The sequence below is a fragment of the Streptomyces sp. GB4-14 genome, assembly GCF_022696125.1.
Classification (GTDB): domain Bacteria; phylum Actinomycetota; class Actinomycetes; order Streptomycetales; family Streptomycetaceae; genus Streptomyces; species Streptomyces werraensis.
In genome coordinates, this window is the sequence record NZ_RZHO01000002.1 from 3,094,451 (window position 1) to 3,120,789 (window position 26,339).

General features: G+C 72.8%; 23 protein-coding genes. 8 read left to right on the forward strand and 15 right to left on the reverse strand.

What is annotated here, in order from left to right; all coding sequences use genetic code 11:
• The first annotated feature begins 57 nt into the window (after positions 1-57).
• A complete protein-coding gene (locus tag ELQ39_RS15310; RefSeq protein ID WP_242592235.1) occupies positions 58-552 on the forward strand; it encodes an LURP-one-related/scramblase family protein in 495 nt (164 codons plus the stop codon).
• A gap of 15 nt (positions 553-567) precedes the next feature.
• On the opposite strand, the gene ELQ39_RS15315 is transcribed toward ELQ39_RS15310, so the two are convergent.
• On the reverse strand, positions 568-1,362 hold the full coding sequence (locus ELQ39_RS15315; protein WP_225644610.1) for a carbon-nitrogen family hydrolase: 795 nt from the start codon (positions 1,360-1,362) through the stop codon (positions 568-570).
• Positions 1,363-1,581: 219 nt separating this feature from the next.
• Between ELQ39_RS15315 and ELQ39_RS15320 the strand changes: the two genes are divergently transcribed.
• Both ELQ39_RS15320 and ELQ39_RS15325 read left to right on the forward strand, forming a co-directional pair.
• Positions 1,582-2,406, forward strand: coding sequence for a maleylpyruvate isomerase family mycothiol-dependent enzyme (locus ELQ39_RS15320; protein WP_190004342.1), 825 nt, complete (start codon positions 1,582-1,584; stop codon positions 2,404-2,406).
• A gap of 77 nt (positions 2,407-2,483) precedes the next feature.
• Positions 2,484-3,269, forward strand: coding sequence for an SAM-dependent methyltransferase (locus tag ELQ39_RS15325; RefSeq protein WP_242592237.1), 786 nt, complete (start codon positions 2,484-2,486; stop codon positions 3,267-3,269).
• 1 nt (position 3,270) lies between these two features.
• On the opposite strand, the gene ELQ39_RS15330 is transcribed toward ELQ39_RS15325, so the two are convergent.
• Together ELQ39_RS15330 and ELQ39_RS15335 are read right to left on the reverse strand one after the other, a co-directional pair.
• Positions 3,271-4,602 carry an MFS transporter gene (locus tag ELQ39_RS15330; RefSeq protein ID WP_242592239.1) on the reverse strand — a complete coding sequence of 444 codons (1,332 nt, stop codon included), beginning with the start codon at positions 4,600-4,602 and terminating at the stop codon, positions 3,271-3,273.
• A complete protein-coding gene (locus ELQ39_RS15335) occupies positions 4,599-5,255 on the reverse strand; it encodes a GntR family transcriptional regulator (protein WP_277994683.1) in 657 nt (218 codons plus the stop codon). The genes ELQ39_RS15330 and ELQ39_RS15335 overlap by 4 nt, the downstream gene beginning before the upstream one ends.
• A 198-nt stretch (positions 5,256-5,453) precedes the next feature.
• Here ELQ39_RS15335 and ELQ39_RS15340 point away from each other — a divergent pair, with 198 nt between their 5' ends.
• Entirely contained in the window at positions 5,454-6,356 is a 903-nt protein-coding gene (locus tag ELQ39_RS15340; RefSeq protein WP_190004345.1) for a D-alanyl-D-alanine carboxypeptidase family protein, read from the forward strand.
• An 80-nt stretch (positions 6,357-6,436) separates the two neighbouring features.
• On the opposite strand, the gene ELQ39_RS15345 is transcribed toward ELQ39_RS15340, so the two are convergent.
• The 4 genes from ELQ39_RS15345 to ELQ39_RS15360 all read right to left on the reverse strand — a co-directional run bounded on the left by ELQ39_RS15345 (position 6,437) and on the right by ELQ39_RS15360 (position 12,122).
• Positions 6,437-7,885: a dihydrolipoamide acetyltransferase family protein gene (locus tag ELQ39_RS15345; RefSeq protein WP_242595615.1), complete on the reverse strand. Its 1,449-nt coding sequence runs from the start codon at positions 7,883-7,885 to the stop codon at positions 6,437-6,439.
• Positions 7,886-7,904: 19 nt separating this feature from the next.
• Positions 7,905-8,882: an alpha-ketoacid dehydrogenase subunit beta gene (locus tag ELQ39_RS15350; RefSeq protein WP_048457151.1), complete on the reverse strand. Its 978-nt coding sequence runs from the start codon at positions 8,880-8,882 to the stop codon at positions 7,905-7,907.
• Position 8,883: 1 nt separating this feature from the next.
• Entirely contained in the window at positions 8,884-10,089 is a 1,206-nt protein-coding gene (gene pdhA / locus ELQ39_RS15355; protein ID WP_225627143.1) for a pyruvate dehydrogenase (acetyl-transferring) E1 component subunit alpha, read from the reverse strand.
• 395 nt (positions 10,090-10,484) lie between these two features.
• Entirely contained in the window at positions 10,485-12,122 is a 1,638-nt protein-coding gene (locus ELQ39_RS15360) for a protein kinase domain-containing protein (protein WP_225627142.1), read from the reverse strand.
• 368 nt (positions 12,123-12,490) lie between these two features.
• Between ELQ39_RS15360 and ELQ39_RS15365 the strand changes: the two genes are divergently transcribed.
• Positions 12,491-14,125 carry a protein kinase domain-containing protein gene (locus ELQ39_RS15365; RefSeq protein WP_242592242.1) on the forward strand — a complete coding sequence of 545 codons (1,635 nt, stop codon included), beginning with the start codon at positions 12,491-12,493 and terminating at the stop codon, positions 14,123-14,125.
• A 67-nt stretch (positions 14,126-14,192) separates the two neighbouring features.
• On the opposite strand, the gene ELQ39_RS15370 is transcribed toward ELQ39_RS15365, so the two are convergent.
• Complete coding sequence (locus tag ELQ39_RS15370) at positions 14,193-14,735, reverse strand: proteasome activator (RefSeq protein ID WP_190004349.1); 543 nt, start codon at positions 14,733-14,735, stop codon at positions 14,193-14,195.
• 188 nt (positions 14,736-14,923) lie between these two features.
• On the opposite strand from ELQ39_RS15370, the gene ELQ39_RS15375 reads away from it, so the two are divergent.
• Complete coding sequence (locus ELQ39_RS15375; protein ID WP_242592244.1) at positions 14,924-15,604, forward strand: hypothetical protein; 681 nt, start codon at positions 14,924-14,926, stop codon at positions 15,602-15,604.
• Between the two features lie 19 nt (positions 15,605-15,623).
• Here ELQ39_RS15375 and ELQ39_RS15380 read toward each other — a convergent pair whose 3' ends face one another.
• The gene (locus tag ELQ39_RS15380) at positions 15,624-16,607 is read right to left on the reverse strand and encodes an NAD(P)H-quinone oxidoreductase (protein WP_190004350.1); all 984 of its coding nucleotides are present in this window, start codon (positions 16,605-16,607) and stop codon (positions 15,624-15,626) included.
• A 469-nt stretch (positions 16,608-17,076) separates the two neighbouring features.
• Between ELQ39_RS15380 and ELQ39_RS15385 the strand changes: the two genes are divergently transcribed.
• A complete protein-coding gene (locus tag ELQ39_RS15385; protein ID WP_242592246.1) occupies positions 17,077-18,093 on the forward strand; it encodes an ATP-binding cassette domain-containing protein in 1,017 nt (338 codons plus the stop codon).
• Positions 18,090-18,938 carry an ABC transporter permease gene (locus tag ELQ39_RS15390; RefSeq protein WP_190004352.1) on the forward strand — a complete coding sequence of 283 codons (849 nt, stop codon included), beginning with the start codon at positions 18,090-18,092 and terminating at the stop codon, positions 18,936-18,938. The genes ELQ39_RS15385 and ELQ39_RS15390 overlap by 4 nt, the downstream gene beginning before the upstream one ends.
• Before the next feature lie 77 nt (positions 18,939-19,015).
• Here ELQ39_RS15390 and ELQ39_RS15395 read toward each other — a convergent pair whose 3' ends face one another.
• The 6 genes from ELQ39_RS15395 to pdhA (ELQ39_RS15420) all read right to left on the reverse strand — a co-directional run bounded on the left by ELQ39_RS15395 (position 19,016) and on the right by pdhA (ELQ39_RS15420) (position 26,154).
• Positions 19,016-20,110, reverse strand: coding sequence for a potassium channel family protein (locus ELQ39_RS15395; protein WP_242592248.1), 1,095 nt, complete (start codon positions 20,108-20,110; stop codon positions 19,016-19,018).
• Positions 20,107-21,537 carry a molybdopterin molybdotransferase MoeA gene (locus ELQ39_RS15400; protein WP_242592250.1) on the reverse strand — a complete coding sequence of 477 codons (1,431 nt, stop codon included), beginning with the start codon at positions 21,535-21,537 and terminating at the stop codon, positions 20,107-20,109. The genes ELQ39_RS15395 and ELQ39_RS15400 overlap by 4 nt, the downstream gene beginning before the upstream one ends.
• Positions 21,534-22,511, reverse strand: coding sequence for an NTP transferase domain-containing protein (locus ELQ39_RS15405; protein ID WP_400774312.1), 978 nt, complete (start codon positions 22,509-22,511; stop codon positions 21,534-21,536). Before ELQ39_RS15405 ends, ELQ39_RS15400 begins: the two co-directional genes overlap by 4 nt.
• A 99-nt stretch (positions 22,512-22,610) precedes the next feature.
• Positions 22,611-24,011 (reverse strand): dihydrolipoamide acetyltransferase family protein, encoded by a 1,401-nt coding sequence (locus ELQ39_RS15410; RefSeq protein ID WP_242592251.1) that lies wholly within the window; start codon positions 24,009-24,011, stop codon positions 22,611-22,613.
• Positions 24,011-25,015, reverse strand: a complete 1,005-nt coding sequence (locus ELQ39_RS15415; protein ID WP_225626683.1) for an alpha-ketoacid dehydrogenase subunit beta — start codon at positions 25,013-25,015, stop codon at positions 24,011-24,013. The genes ELQ39_RS15410 and ELQ39_RS15415 overlap by 1 nt, the downstream gene beginning before the upstream one ends.
• A complete protein-coding gene (pdhA, locus tag ELQ39_RS15420; protein WP_190004357.1) occupies positions 25,012-26,154 on the reverse strand; it encodes a pyruvate dehydrogenase (acetyl-transferring) E1 component subunit alpha in 1,143 nt (380 codons plus the stop codon). The genes ELQ39_RS15415 and pdhA (ELQ39_RS15420) overlap by 4 nt, the downstream gene beginning before the upstream one ends.
• Between the last annotated feature and the right edge of the window lie 185 nt (positions 26,155-26,339).

Here is a 26,339-nt window from a genome sequence, read left to right on the forward strand (position 1 = left end):
TCCGCCCGTCGGCCCAGTGGCGGCGTCGGACGGAGCGGGGCGGGGAACCCTCGGCGCATGAGATTTCTCGTACGGGACCGGATCCTCGGCATCGGGGACGACTACTGGATCGAGGACGACCGCGGCAACAAGGTCTTCCTCGTCGACGGCAAGGCGATGCGGCTGCGGGACACCTTCGAGCTGAAGGACGCCGAGGGGCACGTGCTCGTCGACATCCGCAAGAAGATGCTCGCGCTGCGGGACACCATGGTGATCGAGCGGGGCGGCGAGCCGCTCGCGACCGTGCGGCGCAAGCGGCTGTCGCTGCTGCGCAACCACTACCGGGTGTCCCTGGCGGACGGCGGCACCGAGCTGGACGTCAGCGGGCGGATCCTCGACCGGGAGTTCGCCGTGGAGTACGACGGCGAACTCCTCGCGGTGATCTCCCGCCGCATGCTGTCCCTCCGCGACACCTACGGCGTCGACGTCGTCCGCGAGGACGCCGACCCGGCGCTGCTGATCGCGGTGGCGGTGTGCGTGATCCACCTGGCGGAGAAGGAGCGGGAGGGATAGCCAGCGCCCTCCCGGTCAGCGGCGGGGGCGGTCCAGGCCCAGGACGCGGTCCTTGAGGGCCGGGAAGCGGTCCCGGGTGCCCGCCACCGTCGCCGGGTCGAAGTCGACCGTCAGGATCTCCTCGCCGGGGCCCGCCTCGGCGAGGACCTCGCCCCACGGGTCCACCACGACCGAGTGGCCCGCCTGCGGAACTCCCGCGTGCGTCCCGGCCGTTCCGCACGCCAGGACGAACGCCTGGTTCTCCACGGCGCGCGCCCGCGCCAGCAGCGTCCAGTGCGCGCGGCGCCGTTCGGGCCAGCCCGCCGGGACGACGAAGGTCTCCGCGCCGGCGTCGACCAGACCGCGGAAGAGTTCGGGGAAGCGCAGGTCGTAACAGGTCGCCACGCCCACGACGGTGTCCGGCAGACGGACCGTCACCAGCTCCTCGCCCGCCCCCATCAGCACGGCCTCGCCCTTGTCGAAGCCGAAGCGGTGGATCTTCCGGTAGGACGCGGCGAGCTCGCCGGAGGGGGAGAAGACCAGAGACGTGTTGTAGAGGGTGCCGTCGGGGTCCCGCTCCGGGACGGACCCGGCGTGCAGCCACACGCCCGCCTCGCTCGCCGCCTTGGCCATCGCCTCGTACGTCGGCCCCTGAAGCGGTTCCGCCTCGGCGCCGAACCCCTCGTAGGCGAAGGCGCCCGTGGTCCACAGCTCGGGGAGGACGACGAGGTCCGCCCCGGCCTGATCGCGTACCAGGGCGGCCACCCGGCGCCGACGCGATTCGACCGGTTCGTCCTCGTTCACGGCGACTTGCAGCAAGGAAGCGCGCACACTACCACCGTCCTGGCATTCGACCCGTGTCCACGGGCCTACGATCGTCACACGAAAGCACTGCCGGGGTGCCTCTCAGCAGCGTAACTTGGGGGTCCCGCCGGTTCGAGCGAAGCCGAGAACCGGGGGAGGCCCGAGACACCCGCGCAGTGCAGCCATCGCCCACTGGCACCGCCGCCACAACCTGCCCGTGTACCGACCGCCGAGGGGTCCCGTTCCGTGAGTCTGCATCCCGCCCTCCAGCCCTACGCCGACGCCTGGTCCCACTCCATCGAGGCGATATCCGAGCTGGTGCAGCCGCTGCCGGAGGCCGACTGGAACCGGCGCACGCCCTGCCCGGGCTGGTCGGTCCGTGACGTGGTCTCGCACGTCATCGGCCTCGACTCGGAGATGTACGGCGACCCCCGGCCGATCCACACGCTGCCGCGCGACCTGTTCCACGTCACCAACGACCACCAGCGGTACATGGAGATGCAGGTCGACGTGCGCCGCCACCACACGGCGCCGGAGATGACCTCCGAGCTGGAGCTGATGATCATCCGGCGCAACCGCCAGCTGCGCAACGAGTCCCGCGACCCCGGCACCAAGGTGCGCGGCCCGCTGGGCACGGAGCTGACGCTGGAGGAGTCGATGCGCCGGCACGCCTTCGCCGTGTGGGCGCACGAGCAGGACCTGCGCGCCGCCCTCGGCCGTCCGGGCAACCTCGACTCCCCCGGCGCCCACGTCGCCCGCGACGTCCTGCTCGACGAACTCCCGCGGGTCGTCGCCGACCTGGCGCAGGCGCCGCGCAGCTCCGCGGTGGTCTTCGACGTGCACGGCCCGGTGGAGTTCCTGCGCACGGTCCGCGTCGACATCCAGGGCCGCGGCACCCTCGAAACCGCCCCGGCCCTCGGCCCGGCCGCCGCCCTCACCCTCGACTGGGAGACCTACGTCCGCCTGGCCTGCGGCCGCGTGACGGTCGATTCGGTCACGGACCGCGTCAAGACGGAGGGCGACCAGGACCTGGCCGCGGCCATCCTCCGCCACTTCGCGGTCACGCCCTGACCCGAGGCGCGGCGGGACACGGCGGCGGGCCGAAAACCGGTGTCGCCGCCGCTCCGGTGGCGGCTACCGTCCCCGCCGTGACCGACACCCGCACGCCCCCCGCGCCCTGCACCGCCGAGCCGCCCCGGCTGACCCGGCTGACCTTCCACGGCCCCCTCTCCGAGCACCGCGCCGGCCGGCTGGTCGAGCGGCTCGCCCGGACAAACCCCGCCACCGTCCTCGACATCGGCTGCGGCTGGGGCGAGGTGATGCTGCGGGTCCTCGAGGCGGTGCCGGGGGCCACCGGGGTCGGCATCGACCTCGAGGCCGGGGACCTGGCACGGGGCCGGCGCGCCGCCGAGGAGCGCGGGCTGGCCGGACGGGTGCGGTTCCTGGAGGAGTCGGCGACGGGGACGTCCCGCGACCCGGCCGACCTGGTGCTGTGCGTCGGGTCCAGCCAGGCCCTCACCACGGCGGAGCCACCCGGGCTCGTCGTCGAGGCGCTGCGGGCGCTGCGCGGCCTGGTCGCGGACGGGGGCCGGGTGCTGCTCGGGGAGGGCTTCTGGCAGCGTCCGCCGGCCGAGGCCGAGCTCGCGGGCATGTGGCCGGGCGCGAGCGCCACCGACCACCACGACCTGGGCACCCTCCTGGACCTCGCGGTGGAGGCCGGTTTCCGCCCGGAGTGGACGGAGACGGCGGACGCCGGGGAGTGGGAGGAGTTCGAGTCGGCGTACCAGGCGGACACCGAGGTGTGGCTGGCCGGGCACCCGGACCATCCCCGGGCGGCCGCGACGCGGGAACGTCTCGACCGGCACCGCGCCCAGTGGATGAGCTACCGCGGCGTCCTCGGCCTCGCCTACCTCACGCTGGTGCCCGTGCGGTGACTCAGGCGGGGACGTGCACCGTCTCCACCCTGCTGGCGACCAGCCGTTCCCGCTCCCGGCGTGCTGCCCGCCTCCGAAGGCGGAGGATCTGGGTGACGCCCAGCGCCTGCAGGACGAAGACCGCCGAGAAGGCGATCGTGTAGTCGTCGCCCGTGGCGTCCAGGAGGACGCCGATCGCGAAGAGGGTCGTCATCGAGGCGATGAACCCGCCCATGTTGGTGATGCCGGAGGCGGTGCCCTGGCGCTCCGGCGGGTTTGCGGGGCGGGCGAAGTCGAAGCCGATCATCGACGCCGGGCCGCAGGCCCCCAGCACCGCGCACAGCACGACCAGCAGCCACATCGGCGCCCTGTCCCCCGGCCAGGCCAGCGTCACGGCCCACAGCAGGGCCGTCGCGCCCACCGTGCCGAGCGCCAGCGGCAGCCGTGCCCCGTGGTGCCGGCCGACGACCTGGCCGTAGACGAGGCCGACGGCCATGTTGGCCAGCACCACCAGCGTGAGCAGCTCACCGGCCGCCGCGCGGGACAGCCCCTGCGCCTCCACCAGGAACGGCATCCCCCACAGCAGCAGGAACACCATCGCCGGGAACTGCGTGGTGAAGTGCACCCACAGCCCCAGCCGGGTCCCCGGCTCCCGCCAGGAGGCGGCGATCTGCCGGCGGACGTAGGCGGCGCCCTGGTGGGAGACCGGCTCCGGCTCGTGGCCCTCGGGGTGGTCCTTGAGGAACAGCAGCACCAGGACGAGGACCACGGCACCCGCCAGCGAGCTGCCCGCGAACGCCGCCGTCCAGCCGATGCCGTGCAGCAGCCGGGCCAGGACCAACGTGGAGACGAGGTTGCCGGCCATGCCGATCAGTCCGGCCATCTGCCCGACCATCGGCCCGCGCCGCGCGGGGAACCACCGCGTGCCCAGCCGCAGCACGCTGATGAAGGTCATCGCGTCGCCGCAGCCGAGCAGCGCACGCGAGGCGAGCGCCATCCCGTACGACGGGGAGAGGGCGAAGCCGAGCTGTCCGAGGGTGAACAGCACCGCGCCCAGGCTCAGCACCTTCTTGGTGCCGAGCCGGTCCACCAGCAGGCCGACGGGTATCTGCATGCCCGCGTAGACCAGCAGCTGGAGGATGGAGAACGTCGACAGGGCGGAGGCGCCCACGTCGAAGCGGTCGGCCGCGTCGAGTCCGGCCACGCCCAGGGACGTGCGGAAGATGACGGCGACGAAGTAGACGGAGACGCCGATCCCCCAGACGGCGAGCGCGCGCCGCCCTCCCGGTGGCGTCCCCTCCGGGGAAGGGCCGCCGGGCAGCGCGCCGGCGCCGCGCGTGGTGGCGCCGCTCATCGCACCTCTCCCCGGGCGAGGTGGGAGAACCAGCCGACGTGCCGGTGGACGGCGTCCACGGCCGCGTCGGCGTCACCGGAGCGCAGGGCGCCGAGGATCTCCTCGTGCTCGGTGAGGGTCTTGGCGATGCGGTCGGGGTGGGAGTGCATCACGGCCTGGCCCATGCGCAGCTGACGGTCGCGCAGCTGGTCGTAGAGGCGGGAGAGGATTTCGTTGCCACCGCTGCGGACGATCTCGGCGTGGAAGCAGCGGTCGGTGACGGAGGCCGCGGCGAAGTCGCCCGCGGCCGCCTCCTCCTTCTGGCGCGCGAGCAGCTCCTCCAGGCGCGCGATGAGACCGGGGGACGCGGGCACGGCCTTGCGCGCCGCATGCTCCTCCACGAGCAGCCGCGTCTCGACGACGTCGGCGATCTCCTGCGCGGAGACCGGCAGCACGAGCGCGCCCTTCTTCGGGTAGAGCTTGATCAGCCCCTCGGCCTCCAGCCGCAGCAGGGCCTCGCGCACGGGCGTGCGGGAGACGCCCACGGCCTCGGCCAGCTCGCCCTCCGTGAGCAGTGTCCCGCCCTCGTACGTGCGCTCGAGCACGCCCTGCTTGACGTGGGCGTAGACGCGGTCGGCTGCGGGGGGACGTTTCGCCGGGGCGGACACACTCATGCCGACAGCATAGATACAACACGTACGCATGAAAGGACGCGTCCACGATGCGGAACGGCGCGTACCAGGAAAATGCGCCCCCCTCCCGTACAACCATCCCTTCGGCCCAGGCGTCAGACACGTGCGGCCCCTTACGTGCGGCCGCTCCTCAACCTGGCCGAGCAGCACGGCCATTCACGATAAATCGGGGTACCTGACTTGAATATCGCCATCCAGGGCATTCGCTTCCGCAGAGCCGCCGGCGTCGTCGTCACCACGGGCGCCGTGCTCGCCTCCGGAGCGCTCTACGCGGCGCCGGCGCAGGCCGCCGCACCCGTTCCGTCCGTCGTCGCCAAGGGCGGCTTCGTGCTCAACAACGCGAACGGCAAGACGCTGTACACGAAGCTCGGGGACACCCGCCGCGCCACCGGCTCCACCACCAAGATCATGACCGCGAAGGTCGTGCTCGCCCAGAAGAACCTGAACCTGAACGCCACGGTCACGATCCAGAAGGCGTACAGCGACTACATCGTGTCGAAGAACGCCTCGTCCGCGCGGCTGATCGTCGGCGACAAGGTCACCGTCCGCCAGCTGCTGTACGGGCTGATGCTGCCGTCCGGCTGCGACGCCGCCTACGCGCTGGCCGACAAGTTCGGCACCGGCAGCACGCGCTCGGCGCGTGTGAAGTCGTTCATCTCCAAGATGAACGCGGACGCGAAGAAGCTGGGCCTGAAGAACACCCACTTCGACTCGTTCGACGGCATCGGCAACGGCAGCAACTACTCCACGCCGCGCGACCTGACGAAGATCGCCAGCAGCGCGATGAAGAACGCGACCTTCCGCTCCATCGTCAAGACGAAGAAGTACACGGCCAAGACGAAGACCAAGACGGGCGGCACCCGCACGATGGCGCCGTGGGTCAACACCAACACCCTGCTGAGCAGCTACAGCGGCACCATCGGCGTGAAGACCGGCTCGGGCCCCACGGCCAAGTACTGCCTGGTCTTCGCCGCGACCCGGAACGGCAAGACGGTCGTCGGCACCGTCCTCGCCTCCTCCTCCGCCGCCCAGCGCGAGAAGGACGCGAAGGCCCTCATGAACTACGCGTTCAGCAAGATCTGACCTGCCCGGGTCCCCCGGACGCGCGGAGGGGCGCCGCACACCTGGTGTGCGGCGCCCCTCCTGTCGTGGCTCACCGGCCGTCAGGCCCAGGTGATCAGCCGCTTCGGCTGCTCCAGGATCGACGCCACGTCGGCGAGGACCTTGGAGCCGAGCTCGCCGTCGACCAGGCGGTGGTCGAACGACAGGGCCAGGGTGGTGACCTGGCGCGGCTTGACCTTGCCCTTGTGCACCCACGGCTGGGGCTTGATCGCACCGACCGCGAGGATCGCCGACTCGCCCGGGTTGAGGATCGGCGTGCCCGTGTCGACGCCGAAGACGCCGACGTTGGTGATCGTGACCGTGCCGCCCTGCATCGCGGACGGGGAGGTCCTGCCCTCACGGGCCGTGGACACCAGTTCACCCAGGGACGCGGCCAGTTCGGGCAGCGTCTTGGCGTGGGCGTCCTTGATGTTCGGCACGATCAGACCGCGCGGGGTGGCCGCCGCGATGCCCAGGTTCACGTAGTGCTTGACCACGATCTCCTGCGCCGCCTCGTCCCACGAGGCGTTGATGTCGGGGTTCCGCCGGATCGCGACCAGGAGCGCCTTGGCGATCAGCAGCAGGGGGTTCACGCGCAGGCCCGCGAACTCCTTGTCCTGCTTCAGCTCCTCGACCAGCTTCATCGTCCGGGTCACGTCGACCGTCACGAACTCCGTGACGTGCGGCGCGGTGAACGCCGAGCCGACCATCGCCGCCGCCGTCGCCTTGCGCACGCCCTTGACGGGGATGCGCGTCTCACGGGCGGTGTCGTACGACGCCGGGGCCGCGGGCCGGTCCGGGGCGGAGGCGGCCGGCACCGCCGGCTGGGCCGCGGGAGCCGTCTGCTGCGGGGCCTGGGCCGCGGCGACGGCCGCGTGGACGTCCTCGCGGGTGATGACGCCGTCCGGGCCGCTCGGGGTGACCGTGGCCAGGTCGACGCCCAGGTCCTTGGCCAGCTTGCGCACCGGCGGCTTCGCCAGCGGACGCTGAGCGGGAGCCGCGGGAGCAGCCGGAGCCACCGGGGCGGCGGGGGCAGCCGGAGCCGCCCCGTGGCCGTTCAGCTCGGCCTGGACCGCGGAGGCGGCCTGCCGGGCCACCGGGTCCTGCGCCTGCTTGCGCGGGCGACGGCGGGTGGAGGACGTGGCGACGCCGTAGCCGACCAGCACCGGCTGACGGGCCGCGGGCTGCTCGGCGGGCTTCTCCGGCTCCGCGGCGGGGACGGCGGCCGCGGGGGCCTCCTCCTGCGCCGGGGCCGCTCCGCCCGCCACCTCCACCGCGATGATGGAGGTGCCCACGTCGACCGTGGTGCCCTCGGGGAAGTGCAGGGCACGGACCACGCCGTCGTAGGGGATGGGCAGCTCGACGGCGGCCTTCGCCGTCTCCACCTCGCAGACCACCTGGCCGTCGGTGACGGTGTCACCGGGCTGGACGTACCACTTGAGGATCTCGGCCTCGGTGAGGCCCTCGCCCACGTCCGGCATCTTGAACTCGCGTACGGACGCGTTCGTCATCGTCGTCACGACCCTCTCCTCAGTACGCCAGCGAGCGGTCGACGGCATCGAGCACCCGGTCCAGGTCCGGGAGGTAGGACTCCTCCAGACGGGCCGGCGGGTACGGGGCGTGGTAGCCGCCCACCCGGAGCACCGGGGCCTCCAGGTGGTAGAAGCAGCGCTCCGTGATCCGGGCGGCGATCTCCGCGCCGGAGCCGAAGAACACCGGCGCCTCGTGGACGACGACCAGACGGCGGGTCTTCTCCACCGACGCCTGCACCGCGTCGAAGTCGATCGGGGAGACCGAGCGCAGGTCGAGGACCTCCAGGCTGCGGCCCTCCTCGGCGGCCGCGTCCGCGACCTCCTGACAGAGCTTCACCATCGGGCCGTACGCGGCGAGGGTCAGGTCCGTCCCCTCGCGCACCACGCGCGCCTTGTGCAGCGGGCCGGGGATCGCCTCGGTGTCGACCTCGCCCTTGTCCCAGTAGCGGCGCTTCGGCTCGAAGAAGATCACCGGGTCGTCGCTCTGGACGGCCTGCTGCATCATCCAGTACGCGTCGGACGCGTTCGACGGCGACACGATCTTCAGACCGGCGACGTGGGCGAACAGCGCCTCGGGCGACTCGGAGTGGTGCTCCACCGCGCCGATGCCGCCGCCGTAGGGGATGCGCACCACGACGGGCATCTTGACCTTGCCCAGCGCGCGGGCGTGCATCTTCGCGAGCTGCGTGACGATCTGGTCGTACGCGGGGAAGACGAAGCCGTCGAACTGGATCTCCACCACCGGGCGGTAGCCCCGCAGGGCCAGACCGATCGCCGTGCCGACGATGCCCGACTCGGCGAGCGGGGTGTCGATGACGCGGCTCTCGCCGAAGTCCTTCTGCAGGCCGTCCGTCACCCGGAACACGCCGCCCAGCTTGCCCACGTCCTCGCCCATGACGACGACCTTCGGGTCCGCGTCCAGGGCGCGCCGCAGCGACTCGTTGATCGCCTTGGCCAGAGCCATCTTCTCAGCCATGTCACTTACCCCCGTCTTCGTCCGCGAACGAGTCCTGGTAGGCGGCGAACTGCGCCCGCTCCTCGTCCACCAGCGCATGACCGTCCGCGTACACGTTCTCGAAGATGGCGAAGTGGTCCGGGTCCGGCATGGCACGGACCGCTTCGCGCACCCGCTTGCCCAACGCCTCGGACTCGGTCTCCAGTTCCGCGAAGAATCCCTCGTCCGCGTGGTGTGCGGCCTCGAGGTGGCGTCGCAGGCGCAGGATCGGGTCCTTCGCCTCCCAGGCGAGCCGCTCGTCGTCCGTGCGGTAGCGGGTCGGGTCGTCGGAGGTGGTGTGCGCGCCCATGCGGTACGTGAACGCCTCGACGAGCGTCGGTCCCTCGCCGGCGCGGGCCCGCTCCAGGGCCCACTTGGTGACGGCCAGGTTCGCCAGCACGTCGTTGCCGTCCACGCGCACGCCCGGGAAGCCGTAGCCCTGCGCACGCTGGTACAGCGGCACACGGGACTGCTTCTCGGTCGGCTCGGAGATCGCCCACTGGTTGTTCTGGCAGAAGAACACCACGGGCGCGTTGTACACCGCGGAGAAGGTGAAGGCCTCGGCCACGTCGCCCTGACTGGAGGCGCCGTCGCCGAAGTACGCGATGACCGCGCTGTCGGCGCCGTCCTTGGTGATGCCCATCGCGTAGCCCGTCGCGTGCAGCGTCTGGGAGCCGATGACGATCGTGTACAGGTGGAAGTTGTTGCCGTTCGGGTCCCAGCCGCCGTTGTTGACGCCGCGGAACATGCCGAGCAGGTTCGTCGGATCCACCCCGCGGCACCAGGCGACGCCGTGCTCACGGTAGGTGGGGAAGACGTAGTCGTCGTCGCGCAGCGCCCGGCCGGAGCCGATCTGCGCCGCCTCCTGCCCGAGCAGCGAGGCCCACAGGCCCAGCTCGCCCTGGCGCTGGAGCGCGGTGGCCTCGGCGTCGAAGCGACGGGTGAGCACCATGTCGCGGTACAGCCCGCGCAGATCCTCGGCCGTGACGTCGGCGACGTACTTGTCGAACTCGGCGTTCTTGACGCGCTTGCCCTCGGGCGTCAGCAGCTGGACGAGGGCGGGCTCGGCGCTCTTCCCGGCGCCGGCGGCCTTCTTGGTGGTGCTGGTGGTGCGCTTGGTGCCGGTGGTGCCGGCCTTGTTTCCGGCGCTGCGTCGCGGTGTGCGCGCGGCAGTGCTCTCCACGGTCACGTGTGCTCCTCCGTCGGTCCGGCCCCCGGGGTTGCCGGTAGGCCAGTGCGGCTCACCTGTTCCGACCACCGGGCACGGGGTGGGTGCCACTCGACCGGGAACAGGCGTGACAGGTGCCCCGGCGAGCGCCCTGCACACAGCACGTTACCCAGTGCTCCACATTTCTGTGAAACCCCCTCTGACCTGCGATTTTGCTTGGATATCCAAGTAAATCAGGGTAGGCCCGGAAGGCGCGCTGGTCACAGCCTTGCAGGAGGCCGGAGCAACGGCACGTTATCCCGGCCGAGCCGGGCACGGGAAGAGCAGACGTCCCCGGCGGCACGGGGTGCCGCCGGGGACGTCACGGGGTGCCCTCGGCGAGGGCGAACGGTTCGGTCGGGGGACGGTGACGCCGGTCAGCCGCCCGAGCCGCCGGGCACTCCGGCGTTGGCCCCGCCCGCGTCGGCGCCGCCGGCGCCCGCACCGCCGGGACCGGTGCCGCCGGTCTCGGTGCCCCCGGTCTCGGTGCCGCCGTTCTCCGTGCCGCCGTCCTCGGTGCCGCCGTTCTCCGTGCCGCCGTCGTCGGTGCCGCCCGTCTCGGTGGGCTGCGTCGCCGTCGGCTCCTGAGTCGGCTCCTCCGTGTCGGGCTGGGTCGGGGTCCACGACGGCTCGTAGCTGGGGGTCCAGCCGCCGTTGCCGCCGGAGCCGGAGCCCGGGTCGGTGTCGGGACCGGTGGTCTCCTCGGTCTCCTGGTCGGTCGGCGACTCGCTCGCCGGCTCGTCCTTCGTGCTCTGCGAGACGGACGGCGAGGTGTCGGTCTTGCCGCCCTCGCCCCCGCCCCCGCCGTTGTTGAGCGCGAGGGCGACGCCTGCCGCGACCGCGATCACCGCGAGCACCGCGAGGATCCACAGCTTGCCGCGTCCGCTGCCCTTGTTGCCGTGGCCCTCGAAGCCGCCGTCGTCCCCGCCGCCGTAGCCGCCCGGCAGGATCGGCTGCGGGATGGCCGTGGTGCCGGAGTGCTCCGGGTGCGCCATGGCCGCGGTGCCGGCGTACCCGGCCGCGGGCGTGCGCGGGCCCTCGTGCATGTCGACCGGGCCGGTGTTCCAGGTGCCGGTGTGGCCGCCCTGCTCGTAGAGCATCTGCAGCGCGTACTGGACGAGGCCGCGCATCTCCTCGGCCGTCTGGAACCGGTCGTCCGGGTCCTTGGCGAGGGAGCGCATCACGAGCCCGTCCAGCTCGGGCGGGCACGCGTCCGAGGCCTCGGAGGGAGGCGTGGGGATGTCCTGGACGTGCTGGTAGACGACCGACAGCGGCGTCTCGCCGGTGAACGGCGGGCGCAGCGCCAGCAGTTCGTACATCAGGCAGCCGGTCGCGTACAGGTCGGAACGGTGGTCGACGGCCTTGCCGAGCGCCTGCTCCGGGGAGAGGTACTGCGGGGTGCCCATGACCATGCCGGTCTGCGTCATCGTCGTGGACGCGCCGTGCATGGCGCGGGCGATGCCGAAGTCCATCACCTTCACGGCGCCGTTGTTGGTGATGATGACGTTGGCCGGCTTGATGTCGCGGTGCACGATGTTGTGCTGGTGCGAGTAGGCCAGGGCCTCCAGGACGCCCGAGACGATGATCAGCGCCTGCTCCGGACCCGGCGCCTCCGCGTTCATCAGCAGGTCGCGGATGGTGCGGCCCTCGACCAGCTCCATCACGATGTACGGCACGGACTGGCCGCCGATCGTGTCCTCGCCGGAGTCGTACACGGCGACGATCGCGTGATGGTTGAGGCCGGCCACGGACTGGGCCTCGCGCGTGAAGCGCGCCTTGGACACCGGGTCCTCGGCCAGGTCGGAGCGCAGCAGCTTCACGGCGACGGTACGCCCGAGGCGTACGTCCTCCGCGGCGAACACCTCGGCCATGCCGCCCCGGCCGAGCCGGTGCGTGAGCCGGTACCGGCCGTCGCCGACCAGCCCGCCGTTGCCCCAGTTGTCCGGCGCGTCCGACATGCCGCCGCCAGTCGCCTCGGGGTCGGACGGGCCCTGAGCGCGCTGCTGCTGTGCCATCAGTCCTCGCCGTCGTTTCTGCCCGCGGTGCGCGCGGTGTTGTTACGGTCTCCGTCGGCCACGCTACAGCCTCTGCCGGGGCCTCCGGTCCGGGACGGGCTGCCGGATCCGGCACGTGACGGACCGGCCATCAAACCCGCTGGCCGTACTGTCGTGCAAATTCCGTGTACCGGCCGTACGACCGCTGTAACGCTTCCGCGACGCTTCTTTCGCGTACGGTCACGGAACGGGCACCGCGCTTGACGTGTCGGTGCCCTGGGGCAGACTTGGCCGGGAATAGCACTTTCGATCTACGACACGACACGTCACGAGAGACAAGTCACCGACGGCGGCGCCGGACGCCGGAGAGGCTACGGGGGACGCGGAACATGAGCCAGGACGGCGCACAGGGCCGGCACACGGGGCGGGCGCTCGCGGGCGGACGCTACCAACTGCGGGACCTGCTCGGCCAGGGTGGCATGGCCTCGGTGCATCTCGCCTACGACACGGTGCTGGACCGCCAGGTCGCCATCAAGACGTTGCACACGGAACTCGGCCGGGAGCAGGCCTTCCGTGAACGCTTCCGCCGCGAGGCCCAGTCCGTGGCGAAGCTCACGCACACCAACATCGTCTCGGTGTTCGACACGGGCGAGGACGACGTCGACGGCATGACGACCCCGTACATCGTCATGGAGTACGTGGAGGGCCGCCCGCTCGGCTCCGTGCTCGACGAGGACGTACGGCAGCACGGCGCGATGCCCGCCGACAAGGCGCTGAAGATCACCGCGGACGTGCTGGCGGCACTGGAGATCAGCCACGAGATGGGACTGGTCCACCGCGACATCAAGCCGGGCAACGTGATGATGACCAAGCGCGGCGTGGTCAAGGTGATGGACTTCGGCATCGCCCGCGCCATGCAGTCCGGCGTGACGTCGATGACGCAGACCGGCATGGTCGTCGGCACCCCGCAGTACCTCTCCCCGGAGCAGGCGCTCGGCCGGGGCGTCGACGCCCGCTCCGACCTGTACTCGGTCGGCATCATGCTGTTCCAGCTGGTCACCGGCAGGCTGCCGTTCGACGCGGACTCGCCGCTCGCCATCGCCTACGCGCACGTGCAGGAGGAGCCGCCGGTCGCCTCCTCGATCAACCGCTCGCTGCCGCCGGCCGTGGACGCGCTGATCACGCGCGCCCTGAAGAAGAACCCCAACGAGCGTTTCCCCAGCGCGGAGGCCATGCGCGGGGAGTGCCTGCGGGTGGCGCAGTCCTTCCAGGCGGCCCCGCCGAGCATCGTGCCCGGCAGCCAGGCGCCCAGCGGCGCCGGCGTCGGCTCCGCGGTGTTCCCGCCGGTCGACCGGTCCGGCCAGACCCCCGCCGGCAGCGTCCAGACCCCGTACCAGCCGACGCCGGCCCCGAACCCGTACGGCACCCCGGCCCCGGCCACGCCCACCCCGTCCTACGGCTACCCACAGCAGGGCGGCTACCCGACGCCCGGCCCGTACGCCCCGCAGGGCCCCTCGACGCCCGCGCCGTACACGATCTCGCCGCAGGGCTCCGGCGGCGGTCAGGGGCGCGGCCGGAACACTCCGGTGATCGTCGCCTCCGTGCTGGTCGCGGTGCTGGCCGTCGGCGGTCTGGTCACCGCGCTCGCCCTGAACAACGGGGGCGACAAGGACCCGAAGGCGGGCGGCGGCAGTGCCTCCGCCACGGCGAAGCCCGAGGGCTACCGCGGCCCCGACACGTCCAAGACGATCGACCCGGAGAAGTGCGAGGAGCCGCAGGAGTCGTACAACGACCCCGAGCTGATCCAGCTCCCCGACTTCAAGTTCAAGCACATCTCCTCGGTGAAGGCGTGCTTCCAGGCCGCCGGCTGGGGCGGCAACCTCAAGATCGTCAAGGTCGACGAGAACACCTACGGCGAGGGCTCCGTCCGCGAGCAGTTCCCGCCGGCCGGCACCGACGTCGACCCGGAGGACATGCCGGAGATCACGCTCAAGGTCTCGACGGGCAACCCGCCCACCTCCTGAGACGACCGGAACGGACGGAAGGGGCCCGGCATCCGCGCCGGGCCCCTTCCGTCCGTCATGAGGCGACCTACAGGTAGGGACCGCCCGAGCGACCGCCCGTGTGGTGGGAGTCCTCGGGCCCTTCGCTGACACCCGGCGGCAGGGCGCGGCGCATCTGCTCCAGCTGGGCCCGCGCCGCCATCTGCTGGGCGAAGAGCGTCGTCTGGATCCCGTGGAAGAGCCCCTCGAGCCAGCCCACCAGCTGGGCCTGCGCGATGCGCAGCTCCGCGTCGCTGGGGGTCGCCTCGTCCGTGAAGGGCAGGGAGAGCCGCTCCAGCTCCTCGACCAGCTCCGGCGCCAGACCGTCCTCGAGCTCCTTCACCGAACTGGCGTGGATCTCCTTGAGACGGTTGCGGCTGGCCTCGTCGAGAGGTGCCGCCCGCACCTCCTCCAGCAGCTGCTTGATCATGCTGCCGATCCGCATGACCTTCGCCGGCTGCTCCACCTGCTCCGTCACCGGGGTCTCACGGGAGTCCTCGTCGCCCTTGCCGCCGCTGAGCGCCATACCGTCCTGGCCGACGACCAGGATCTGCGGATTCTCCGGCGACCGTTCGTTCCTCGGCATCTCCATTGGGCCATTGTCGCGCACACCCCCCGCCCGGCGCGGCGCGCCCCCGGAAGCGACCGCGGCGGCAGGTCCTCCGTACGGCCCTGTCCGACATGCCGGTCCCGTCCCCCGGTGCCAGGCTGTTGGGCGTCCATCCGTCCCAACTTGCCGACGGTGCGGCCGAGCACCGGCCGGCGCGGGAGGTCCCGGCCGTGACTCCATGGCTGCGCACACTGGGGGCGACACTCGTTCTGGGGGCGGGGGCCGTGCTGCTGCCGTACGGCCCGTTCCCGGGCCCGCCGGGTGCGGCCGGCGTGGCGTACGGGGCGGAGCGGACGCCGGCGGACCCCGGGGCGGGCGACCGGGCCCGCGCGGCGTCCCGCTCCCCGTCGGCCCCGGCCTCACCCTCCCGCCAGGTATCCCCCTCCCGCCAGGCCTCCCCCTCCCCGACCCGGTCGGGGAACGGTCCGGGCGAGGGGCTGGGCCGGCCCGGGCGGCAGCAGACCGCGCGGGAGGAGTCCCGGGACGGCGCGCCGCCCCGCCGGGGCCGTGCCGAGGAGGAGGGCACGGGTCCCCGCGAGGCGGCCGGACGCCCGGACGGCGACGGGGTGCGGCGGCCGGACGCCCGGCTCGACGCGTCCACGCGGACGGAGGACGACACGGCTGAGGGGTCCCCGGACGGCTCCGACGGCGTGGCGCCGCCCGCGTCCTCGGCGGCAGCCCCGGCGCCCGCCGCGTCGTCGCGGGCCCCGGAGCCCGACGCGGTCGCCGGCACCGCCGTGGGGCCGGTGCTGCGGATCCTGCCGCTGGGCAGCGGCCTGGTCCTCATGGGCCTCGGGTTCGCCCTCGCCTTCCTGGGCCTGCGGATGCGTCAGGAACGCGGGACACGCTGACCGTTGCCCCGTGCAGGACTCACCTGGGCGTGACCAGAAGGACCTTGCCGATGTGGGAGCTGTCCTCCACGACCCGGTGCGCCTCGGCGGCGTCCGGCATGGGGATCTCCCGGTCGATCACCGGACGGACGTGACCGCCGGACACCAACGGCCACACGTGCTCCCGTACGGCCGCCACGATCGCGGCCTTCTCCTCCACCGGCCGGGCGCGCAGTGTGGTGGCGGTGATCGCGGCGCGCTTGGCGAGCAGGGCGCCGATGTTCAGCTCGCCCTTGACCCCGCCCTGCATGCCGATGATCACCAGACGTCCGTTCACGGCGAGCGCCTGGACGTTGCGGTCCAGGTACTTGGCGCCCATGTTGTCGAGGATGACGTCCGCGCCCTTGCCGTCGGTGGCCTCCCGCAGCTCGGCCACGAAGTCCTGCTCGCGGTAGTTGATCAGGATGTCCGCGCCCAGTTCGGCGCAGCGTTCCAGCTTCTCCTCGGTGCCCGCGGTCACGGCGACCTTCGCACCGACCGCCTTGGCGAGCTGGACGGCCATGGTGCCGATGCCGCTGGAGCCGCCGTGCACCAGGAACGTCTCGCCGGGGCGCAGGTGGGCGACCATGAAGACGTTCGACCAGACCGTGCAGACCACCTCGGGCAGGGCGGCGGCCCGGTCGACGCCGATCCCCTCGGGGACGGGCAGCAGCTGCCCCGCGGGAACGGCCACCTTCTCGGCGTAACCGCCGCCGGAGAGCAGCGCGCAGACCTCGTCACCGACGGCCCAGCCGCTCACCCCCGGCCCGACCTGCGCGACCCGGCCGGAGCACTCCAGACCGGGGTAGGGCGAGGTGCCGGGCGGCGGGTCGTAGAAGCCCTGACGCTGCAGGATGTCGGCCCGGTTGACGGCCGTGGCCACCACGTCGACGAGGACCTCGCCCTCACCGACGACCGGATCGGGCACCTCCCCCCAGACCAACGCCTCGGGCCCACCGGGTTCGGGAATCGTGATCGCATGCATGAGGGGGACGGTACTCCGGGCCCCACGCCCCCGCCCGGGACGCCCCACACCCACACCCGAGGCACCTCGCATCCCCGGGGGGCCGGGCAACCGCGTCTTCAGGGGCGTGGGGGCTGCACCCTCAGGGGCGGGGCGTAGGGGCTGCACCCTCATCAGTGCGGGGACGGGGGCTGCACCTCCGAGGCCGTGGGGACTGCGCCCTCAGGGGCGCGGGGAACTGCGCAACGGGGGCCCGGGGGCGGAGCCCCCGAAAACCCCACACCCGGCACGGGGGCAGTGCCGTGCCCGGGGAACCTGGGAACCGCCCCCTCAGGGGCGCGGGGAACTGCGCGACCCGGGGCGCGGGGTCGGAGACCCCGCCCGCCCCGCACACGGCGCGGACGCCGAAATCCGCGTGCGGCACCGATGAGTTTGCGCGACGGTAAAGGTCTCACCATGCGTAGCCCAAGCACGCGGAAGGACCCGAAGCATGAGCACGCAGACGTCCGGCCTGGCGATCGAGACCGCGGGCCTGGTCAAGACCTTCGGCGAGACACGGGCCGTCGACGGCGTGGACCTCGCGGTGCCCACCGGCACGGTCTACGGCGTCCTCGGCCCGAACGGCGCCGGCAAGACCACCACCGTGAAGATGCTCGCCACCCTGCTGCGCCCGGACGGCGGTGAGGCCCGCGTCTTCGGTCACGACGTCGTGCGCGACGCCGACGCGGTCCGCTCCCGGGTGAGCCTCACCGGCCAGTACGCCTCGGTGGACGAGGACCTCACCGGCACGGAGAACCTGATCCTGCTGGGCCGGCTGCTCGGCCACCGCAAGGCCGCGGCCCGCGAGCGCGCCGCGCAGCTGCTGGAGGCGTTCGGTCTCACCGAGGCGGCCGGCAAGCAGGTCAAGCAGTACTCGGGCGGCATGCGGCGCCGCATCGACATCGCCGCGTCCATCCTCAACACTCCCGACCTGCTGTTCCTCGACGAGCCCACCACCGGACTCGACCCGCGCAGCCGCAACCAGGTGTGGGACATCGTGCGCGCGGTCGTCGCCCAGGGCACCACCGTGCTGCTGACCACGCAGTACCTGGACGAGGCCGACCAGCTCGCCTCCCGGATCGCGGTGATCGACAAGGGCCGGGTGATCGCCGAGGGCACGAAGGGCGAGCTCAAGGCGTCCGTGGGCGCCGGTTCCGTCCATGTGCGGCTGCGCGACCCCGAGCGGCGCGCCGACGCCGAGCGGCTGCTGCGGGACCTGCTGCTCGCGGAGGTGCAGCTGGAACCGGATCCCGTGGCGCTCACCGCCCGGCTCAACGCCGCGACCAGCGACAGCGCGGCCGACCAGGCGGCGCTGGCGCTCACCGAGCTGTCCCGGGCCGGCGTCACCGTCGACAACTTCTCCCTCGGCCAGCCGAGCCTCGACGAGGTCTTCCTCGCGCTGACCGGCCACGACACCGGCGCCGCGGACGGTTCCGGCACCGACACGAAGGGCGAGGTGGCGGCATGAGCACGGCCACGAGCACGGAGACCAAGGAACTCGCGCCCGTCAGCACCGAGTCCCTGGCGGCGCTGCTGGTCGCCAAGGAGCGGCCCCAGCGGCCCAGCTCGCTGTCCACGTCCCTGACGTTCGGCTGGCGCGCCATGCTGAAGATCAAGCACGTGCCCGAGCAGCTGTTCGACGTCACCGCCTTCCCCATCATGAACCTGCTGATGTTCACGTACCTCTTCGGCGGGGCGCTGGCGGGGTCGCCGACGGACTACATCCAGTTCGTCCTGCCGGGCATCCTCGTGATGTCGGTCGTCATGATCACCATGTACACCGGCGTCTCGGTGAACATCGACATCGAGAAGGGCGTCTTCGACCGCTTCCGCTCGCTGCCGATCTGGCGGCCCTCGGCGATGGTCGGCTACCTCCTGGGTGACGCCCTGCGCTACACCATCGCGTCCGTGATCATGCTGTCCATGGGCCTGCTGCTCGGCTACCGCGCCGACGGCGGCTTCCCCGGGGTGGTCGCCGGGATCGCCCTGCTGCTGCTGTTCTCGTTCGCCTTCTCGTGGATCTGGACGATGCTGGGGCTGCTGCTGCGCACCGAGAAGTCGGTAATGAGCGTCAGCATGATGGTGATCTTCCCGCTCACCTTCCTGTCCAACGTCTTCGTCGACCCGCGCACCATGCCCGGCTGGCTCCAGGCCTTCGTCAACAACAGCCCGGTGACCCATCTGGCGTCGGCGGTCCGCGGGCTGATGGCCGGGGACTGGCCGGCCGCGGACATCATGTGGACGCTGGGCTGGTCGGCCCTGTTCGTGCTCGTCTTCGGGCCGGTGACGATGCGGCTGTACAACCGGAAGTAGACAGGCTCACGGCACGGCAACGGCCCCGGGGAGCGGATCCTCGGGGCCGTTGCCGTGTCCCGGCGTCGGGACGACTCTCAGTCGCGCAGCGGACGGTAGTCCGGGGTGACCTGCGTGACCGGTGTCGCCCGCACGATCGTGATCAGCCGGTCCGTCAGCTCCAGCGTCCCGACGTTCCGGTCGTCGTAGCCGAGCACCCGGTGCCCGCGCACCACGCTCACCACCAGGTCGTCCAGCTCCCGTGGGGTCTTGCCCACCTCGGCCTTTATGACCGGCCGTTCCACGACGTCGAGACCGCTGCCCTGCTGGATCAGGTCCTCCATGACCATGCCCGCGGCCGGGCTCAGCACGGAGAGGCCCAGCAGCCGTCCGGCCGCGCTGGCGCTGGTGATGACCGCGTCGGCGCCCGACTGCTTGAGCAGCGGCGCGTTCTCCTCCTCGCGGACCGCGGCGACGATCTTGGCGTTCCGGTTGAGCTGGCGCGCCGTGAGCGTCACCAGAACCGCGGTGTCGTCGCGCTGGGTTGCGATGATGACCTGGCGGGCCCGCTGAAGCTCGGCCCGCTTCAGCACCTCGCTGCGCGTCGCGTCCCCTATGACGCCCGCGTACCCGTCCGCCGTGGCCGCCTCGATCGCCTTGGCGCTCGGATCGACCACCACGACCTGCTCCTTGCGGAGCCCCGTCGCACAGACCGTCCTGATCGCGGACCTGCCCTTGGTCCCGAACCCGACGACTACGGTGTGATCGCGCAACGTGGACCTCCAGCGGTTCAGTCGCCATTCCTCCCGGGTGCGTTCGGTGAGGGCCTCGAGGGTGGTGCCGACCAGGATGATCAGGAACATCACCCGCAGCGGCGTGATGACGAAGATGTTGGTGAGCCGGGCCGCGTCCGTCACCGGCGTGATGTCGCCGTAGCCCGTGGTGGAGAGGGTGACGGTCGCGTAGTAGAACGCGTCGAGCAGGTCGAGGGAAGAATCCGAGTTGTCCGTGTACCCGTCCCGGTCGGCGTAGACGATGAACGCCGTCACCACGAGCACCAGCAAGGCCATCGACAACCGCTTGGCGACCTGGCGGATCGGGTGTTCCACCAGTTTGCGCGGCAGCTTGACCCGATAGGTGACCAGATGTTCGTCGGCCTGACGGGCGATGACGTCCTGGCCCGGAAGTTTCACGTGAAACACACCCCGATTCCTCCGGACGCCCAGGGCAGGTCCAGCAGTTCCGCCTCGTACCCGGGCTTCGCGCCCCCGGGCGGCACGACGGCCAGCGCGTCCGCCGCGGCGATCCCGCGCAGCATCGCCGGCCCGTTGTAGAGCAACGGCAGCGCCCGGTCTCCGCGCAGGGCGACGGGCACCAGCCGCGTGTCGTGCGGATGCCCCTGCACCGCGTCCCTGAGCGGCAGTGTGTACCCCTCCGGGGCCGGGCGGGCCGCCAGGGTCCGCACCAGCGGCTCGGCGAGCGTGACGAGGCCCGACACGGCGGCGAGCGGGTTGCCCGGCAGGCCGACGAGGTACTGCTTCTCCGCGATCCGCGCCAGCAGCATCGGGTGCCCGGGGCGCACCGCGACCCCGTCCACCAGCAGCTCGGCCCCGAGTCGCCGCAGCGTGGGGTGCACATGGTCGACCGGGCCCGCGGCGGTGCCGCCCGTGGTGACCACGATGTCGGCATCACAGGCCGTCAGCGCCCGGTGCAGGGCGTCCTCGTCGTCCCCGACGCGTCGTACGTCGACCACGTCGGCGCCGAGCGCGCGCAGCCACGGCGGCAGCAGCGGCCCCAGCGCGTCCCGGATCAGCCCGTCGTGCGGCAGTCCCTCCCCGAGCAGCTCGTCACCGAGCACGAACACGGCGGCGCGGGGCCGGGGGACGACGGTGAGCGTGTCGTACCCGGCAGCCGCGGCCATGCCCAGCACCGGTGGGGTCACCAGCGTGCCCACGGGCAGCAACTGGTCGCCGTTGCGGCACTCCTGGCCGCGGGGGCGGATGTCCTGGCCGTGCGAGACGGTGTGCGGCGCCCGGGTCGCGGCGGTGGCGTGCAGCCGGCCCTTGTCGTCGGTACGGCCGTGCTCGCTGCGGAGCACGGCGGTGGTGTCCGGCGGGATCCGCGCGCCGGTGGCGATCCTGACGGCCTCCCCGTCGGTCAGCGGCGCGTGCGCGGTGTGCCCGGCGAGGACGCCCTCCTCCCGCACGTCCCAGGGCCCCGGGCCGGAGACCGCCCAGCCGTCCATCGCGGAGGTGTCGAACGACGGCAGGTCGGTCAGCGCGATCAGCGGGGCGGCCAGGGTGAGGCCGAGCGCCGAGGACAGCGGGACCGGGACGGGCTCGAGGTGTCCGCCACGGTGGCCGCCGCGCAGGCGAGGGGCGCGCTCGGCGGTCGCGCGGGCCTCCGCCCAGTCGGTGCCGTCGCGGTGCGCGGGGGCGCCGGAGGCGGGGGCGCCGTGCGGGCCGTTGCACCGTCCGTTGCCGTGCGTGCCGTCGTTGCCGCGCGTGCGGTCACCGGTGGGCCGGTCGCCAGCGGTATGGGCGTCGTTCACGAGGGCGAGCGCCTCCTCGACGTCGAGGTCGTCCGCGTCCTCACCCGCCCGGGGCGTGCGCGGGGTCATCCGGCGTCCGTGCGGGTTTCGGGTTCCGCGCCGGAGGAGGGGCCCGCGGGTGTCGCGTCCTGCGTGTCCTCCTCGGCCCAGCGGTTGGCCAGCGCGACGGCCTTGCGGGCCGCCTCGGCCACGGCGTCGGCGTCGCCGCCCGCCCGCGCGGCCGCGAAGCCGACCAGGAAGGTGGTCAGCGGGGCGGCCGGCCGTGCCACCCCATGGGCGGCGTCACGGGCGAGGTCGAGCAGCACGCCGGTGTCGACGTCCAGGTCGATGCCCAGCTCGTCCTTGACTGCGGAGATCCATTCGTCCAACACGTGTCCATGCTCCCTGATGCGTGCCCTGGCAGTGGCGATGTCGTCCCAGGTGTCGCAGTCGAAGGACGCCACCGGGTCGGAGATGCGGAGAAGGTCGAGGGCACCGGTGAGCCGGCGCAGGGGGAGTCCGGCCGTACCGCCGTGCGCGGCGGAGAGCGCGGCCAGCCCCCGGCGCAGGGACGGGGTGCGGTAGGCGGCCACCAACGGCTGGTCCCGGCCGTCGGAGTCGGTGAGCAGCACGCCGTCGGCCTCGCCCCGGCGCAGGGTGTCCAGCAGCGCGGCGACCGTGCGCCCGTCGAGGAAGGGCAGATCGGCGGAGAGCAGCACGACGTGCTCGGCGGTGACGTGCCGCAGTCCGGCGTCGAGCGCCGCGAGGGGGCCACCGCCCGGCGGGTCCTCGCGGGCCCAGGTCACGGGGCGCGCGGTGGGGCGGGGACCGGCCACGACCACCGTGGTGCCGGCGTCGGCGCAGGCCGCGAGCACCCGGTCGAGCAGCGGCCGCCCGCCGACCCGCACGGCCGGCTTGTCGGCGCCGCCCAGCCGCCGGGCCGCACCGCCGGCGAGCACGACGGCGTCGTACGCGACGGCCTGCCGGTCGCCGTGCGCGGCGTTGCCGTGCGCCGCGTCGTGCGGGGCGTCGGACGCGGCGGCGGGTGGCTGGTACTCGGTCACCCCCCGAGTATGCGTGCCCCCGCGATCACAGGGAACGCAGGGGCACGCGGGAAGGGTCGACCGGCCCGCCCGGGGGCGGGTGGGACCGGGCGGTGACGGTCAGAGCGTCCGCAGGAGCACCGCCGGCTGTTCCACGCAGTCGGCCACGTACCGCAGGAACCCGCCCGCCGTACCGCCGTCGCACACCCGGTGGTCGAAGGTGAGCGAGAGCTGCACCACCTGCCGGACCGCCAGCTCGCCCTCGTGCACCCACGGCTTGGGGACGATGCGGCCGACGCCGAGCATGGCGGCCTCGGGGTGGTTGATGATCGGCGTGGACCCGTCGACGCCGAACACCCCGTAGTTGTTCAGGGTGAACGTGCCGCCGGTGAGCTGCGCGGGCGTCAGCGTGCCCGCCCGCGCCGCCTCCGTCAGCCGGGCGAACTCCGCCGTCAGCGACTCGACGTTCCGCGTGTGCGCGTCACGGACCACGGGGACGACCAGCCCCCGGTCGGTCTGCGCCGCGAACCCGAGGTGCACGTCCGCGTACCGGACGATCTCCCTGGCCTCCGTGTCCACCGAGGCGTTGAGCTCCGGGAAGCGGGCGAGCGCCGCCGTGCAGATCCGGGCCAGCAGCGCCAGCACCGAGATCTTCGGCCCGCCCGCCGCGTTCATCGCGACCCTGGTCCGCATCAGCTCCGTCGCGTCGGCGTCCACCCAGCAGGTCGCGTCCGGTATCTCGGTGCGGCTGCGGGAGAGCTTGTCGGCGACGGCGCCACGGATGCCCTTGAGGGGGACGCGGGTGACCGGGGCGGTGCCTGCGGAGGGCTCGGCCGGGACGGCGGTGGCCGTCGTCGTGTCCGTGCGGTCCTGGGTGCCGGCGGCGCGCAACGCGTGCTCCACGTCCGCGCGCAGGATCAGCCCGTCGGGGCCGGAACCGGTCAGCTTCCGCAGGTCCAGGCCGTTCTGCCGGGCCAGCCTGCGCACCAGCGGGGAGATCACGGGGACCGGCCCCCCGGCGGGCGCCGTGCGGCCGGTCCGGGCGCTCGGGGCGTCCGCCGGCCGCGTCTCCCGCAGCGGCTCCTGCGCCCTCGACCGCCCGTTCACCACGGGGGCCCCGGGGCGGACCCGGCGGCGCCGGGCCGGAGCCTCGGAGGTGCCGTAGCCGACCAGCACGTTGCCGGAGCCCTCCGCGGCCGGCGCCCGGCCGCTCGCGCCGTCGGTGCCCGCGGTGCCCGCACCGCTGCCGTCACCGGCGGGGCGGCCGTCCGCCGTCTCGCCGACCGCCACCGTCAGCAGCGGCGCGCCGACCGGCAGTTCGGTGCCCTCCTCGCCGAAGCGGGCGGTGACCACACCGCCGTAGGGGCAGGGCACCTCCACCATCGCCTTGGCCGTCTCGACCTCGACGACCGGCTGGTCCACGGCGACCACGTCACCGACCTCGACCAGCCAGCGCACGATCTCCGCCTCGGTGAGCCCCTCACCGAGGTCGGGCAGCTTGAACTCCAGCACCTGTGCCATCAGCTCTCGGCCTCCCACTGCAGACGCCCCACGGCGTCCAGGATCCGGTCCACACCGGGCAGGTGGTGACGCTCCAGCATCGGGGGCGGGTACGGCAGGTCGAACCCGGCCACGCGCAGCACCGGCGCCTCCAGGTGGTGGAAGCAGCGCTCCGTGATGCGTGCCGCGATCTCCCCGCCCGGGCCGCCGAAGCCGCCCGACTCGTGGACGACGACCGCGCGTCCCGTCCGCCGCACCGAGGCGCACACCGTCTCGTCGTCGAACGGCACCAGCGAGCGCAGGTCGACGACCTCGAGGTCCCAGCCCTCGGCCTTGGCCGCCTCGGCCGCCTCCATGCAGACGGGAAGGGACGGCCCGTAGGTGATCAGGGTGGCGCTCCGCCCCGAGCGCCGCACCACGGCACGGCCTATCGGCTCCACTGCCGTCGGCTGCTCCGGGTTCCAGGCGTCCTTGGACCAGTAGAGCCGCTTGGGCTCGAGGAAGACCACCGGGTCGTCGGAGGCGATGGAGGCCCGCAGCAGGCCGTAGGCGTCGGCGACGGTCGCGGGCGTGACGACATGGAGCCCCGGAGTCGCCATGTAGTACGCCTCGGACGCGTCGCTGTGGTGCTCCACGCCGCCGATGCCGCCGCCGTAGGGGATGCGGATCGTGAGGGGGAGGGGCATCTTGCCGCGGGTGCGGTTGCGCATCTTCGCCACGTGCGAGACGAGCTGCTCGAACGCGGGGTAGGCGAAGGCGTCGAACTGCATCTCCACGACCGGCCGCAGCCCGTACATGGCCATGCCGACGGCGGTGCCGAGGATGCCCGCCTCGGCCAGTGGCGTGTCCGTGCAGCGGTCCTCGCCGAACTCCGCGGCAAGGCCGTCCGTGATGCGGAAGACGCCGCCGAGCGTGCCGACGTCCTCGCCCATGACGTGCACGGACGGGTCGTCGGTCATGGCGTCGCGCAACGCGCGCGTGAGGGCCTGCGCCATGGTGGCGGGCTTCACGGCGACGGTCGTCATGGCCGCGCTCCTTCCGACTCGGCCTCGGCCGCCAGCTCGGCCCGCAGCTGCTCCCGCTGCTCCAGCAGCTGGGGCGTGGGCTCGGCGTAGACGTGCGTGAACAGGTCCATGGGGTCGAGCTCCGCGTCCTGGTTCATGCGGGCGCGCAGATCGGCGGCCAGGGTCTCGGCGTCCTGGCGTGCGGTCTCGGCGCCGGCCTCGTCCAGCAGGCCGCGGCCGGTCAGCTCCCGCTCCAGCAGGGCGATCGGGTCGTGCTCCCGCCACGCCTCGACCTCGGCGTCGCCGCGGTAGCGGGTCGCGTCGTCGGCGTTGGTGTGGGCGTCCACGCGGTAGGTGATCGCCTCGACCAGGGTCGGGCCGCCGCCCGCCCGGGCGCGACGCACCGCGTCGGCGAGGACCTCGTGCACGGCGGCCGCGTCGTTGCCGTCGACCAGACGGCCGGGCATCCCGTAGCCGACGGCCTTGTGGGCCAGCGACGGGGCCGCGGTCTGCTTGGCGAGCGGGACGGAGATCGCGAAGCCGTTGTTCTGGACGAGGAAGACGACCGGGGCCTGCCAGACGGCCGCGAAGTTCAGCGCCTCGTGGAAGTCGCCCTCGCTGGTGCCGCCGTCGCCGACCATGGCGAGCGCGACCACGTCGTCGCCCTTGAGGCGGGCGGCGTGGGCCAGCCCCACCGCGTGCGGCAGCTGGGTGGCGAGCGGGGTGCTCAACGGGGCCACCCGGTGCTCGTAGGGGTCGTAGCCGGTGTGCCAGTCGCCACGCAGCAGGGTGAGCGCCTCGACCGGGTCCACGCCGCGCGCGACGACCGCGAGGGTGTCGCGGTAGCTCGGGAACAGCCAGTCACGCTCCTCGAGCACCAGGGCGGCGGCGACCTCGCACGCCTCCTGGCCCGTGCTGGAGGGGTACACCGCGAGACGGCCCTGCTTGGTGAGGGCGGTGGCCTGCGCGTTGTAGCGGCGGCCCTTCACCAGCTCCGCGTACAGCCGGCGCAGCAGTTCCGGGTCGGCCTTCGCCGCGGCCTCCGTGCCGAGCACGCGGTACGGCTCCGCGTCGGGCAGCAGGGGGGCGGGGTCGGTACGGGGCTGCCAGGCGGGCGGCGGGGTCGGCCGGTAGGCCCCCCGCTGCTCCATCACCGTCATGACGGCACCTCCTCGTGGGACGACTGACGGAGGCGCGGCATCTGTGACGCGCCTCACCAACCGATTGTTCGGTCGTCGGCACATTTTGGCTACGGGTGGCGTCAGGCTGTGGACAAACGGTTCTCCACATCGTGGGATGGAGGCAGGACGTCCACGGCTGAGAGGTGGGGGCGGGTGGCATCTGA

Coding starts and splice junctions, on each gene's coding strand:
- ELQ39_RS15390 (WP_190004352.1), top strand. CDS start 18,090: ATGAGCACGGCCACGAGCACGGAGACCAAGGAACTCGCGCCCGTCAGC.
- ELQ39_RS15370 (WP_190004349.1), bottom strand. CDS start 14,735: ATGGAGATGCCGAGGAACGAACGGTCGCCGGAGAATCCGCAGATCCTG.
- ELQ39_RS15385 (WP_242592246.1), top strand. CDS start 17,077: ATGAGCACGCAGACGTCCGGCCTGGCGATCGAGACCGCGGGCCTGGTC.
- ELQ39_RS15415 (WP_225626683.1), bottom strand. CDS start 25,015: ATGACGACCGTCGCCGTGAAGCCCGCCACCATGGCGCAGGCCCTCACG.
- ELQ39_RS15380 (WP_190004350.1), bottom strand. CDS start 16,607: ATGCATGCGATCACGATTCCCGAACCCGGTGGGCCCGAGGCGTTGGTC.
- ELQ39_RS15365 (WP_242592242.1), top strand. CDS start 12,491: ATGAGCCAGGACGGCGCACAGGGCCGGCACACGGGGCGGGCGCTCGCG.
- ELQ39_RS15330 (WP_242592239.1), bottom strand. CDS start 4,602: ATGAGCGGCGCCACCACGCGCGGCGCCGGCGCGCTGCCCGGCGGCCCT.
- pdhA (WP_190004357.1), bottom strand. CDS start 26,154: ATGACGGTGATGGAGCAGCGGGGGGCCTACCGGCCGACCCCGCCGCCC.
- ELQ39_RS15335 (WP_277994683.1), bottom strand. CDS start 5,255: ATGAGTGTGTCCGCCCCGGCGAAACGTCCCCCCGCAGCCGACCGCGTC.
- ELQ39_RS15310 (WP_242592235.1), top strand. CDS start 58: ATGAGATTTCTCGTACGGGACCGGATCCTCGGCATCGGGGACGACTAC.
- ELQ39_RS15345 (WP_242595615.1), bottom strand. CDS start 7,885: ATGACGAACGCGTCCGTACGCGAGTTCAAGATGCCGGACGTGGGCGAG.
- ELQ39_RS15410 (WP_242592251.1), bottom strand. CDS start 24,011: ATGGCACAGGTGCTGGAGTTCAAGCTGCCCGACCTCGGTGAGGGGCTC.
- ELQ39_RS15350 (WP_048457151.1), bottom strand. CDS start 8,882: ATGGCTGAGAAGATGGCTCTGGCCAAGGCGATCAACGAGTCGCTGCGG.
- ELQ39_RS15400 (WP_242592250.1), bottom strand. CDS start 21,537: ATGACCCCGCGCACGCCCCGGGCGGGTGAGGACGCGGACGACCTCGAC.
- ELQ39_RS15360 (WP_225627142.1), bottom strand. CDS start 12,122: ATGGCACAGCAGCAGCGCGCTCAGGGCCCGTCCGACCCCGAGGCGACT.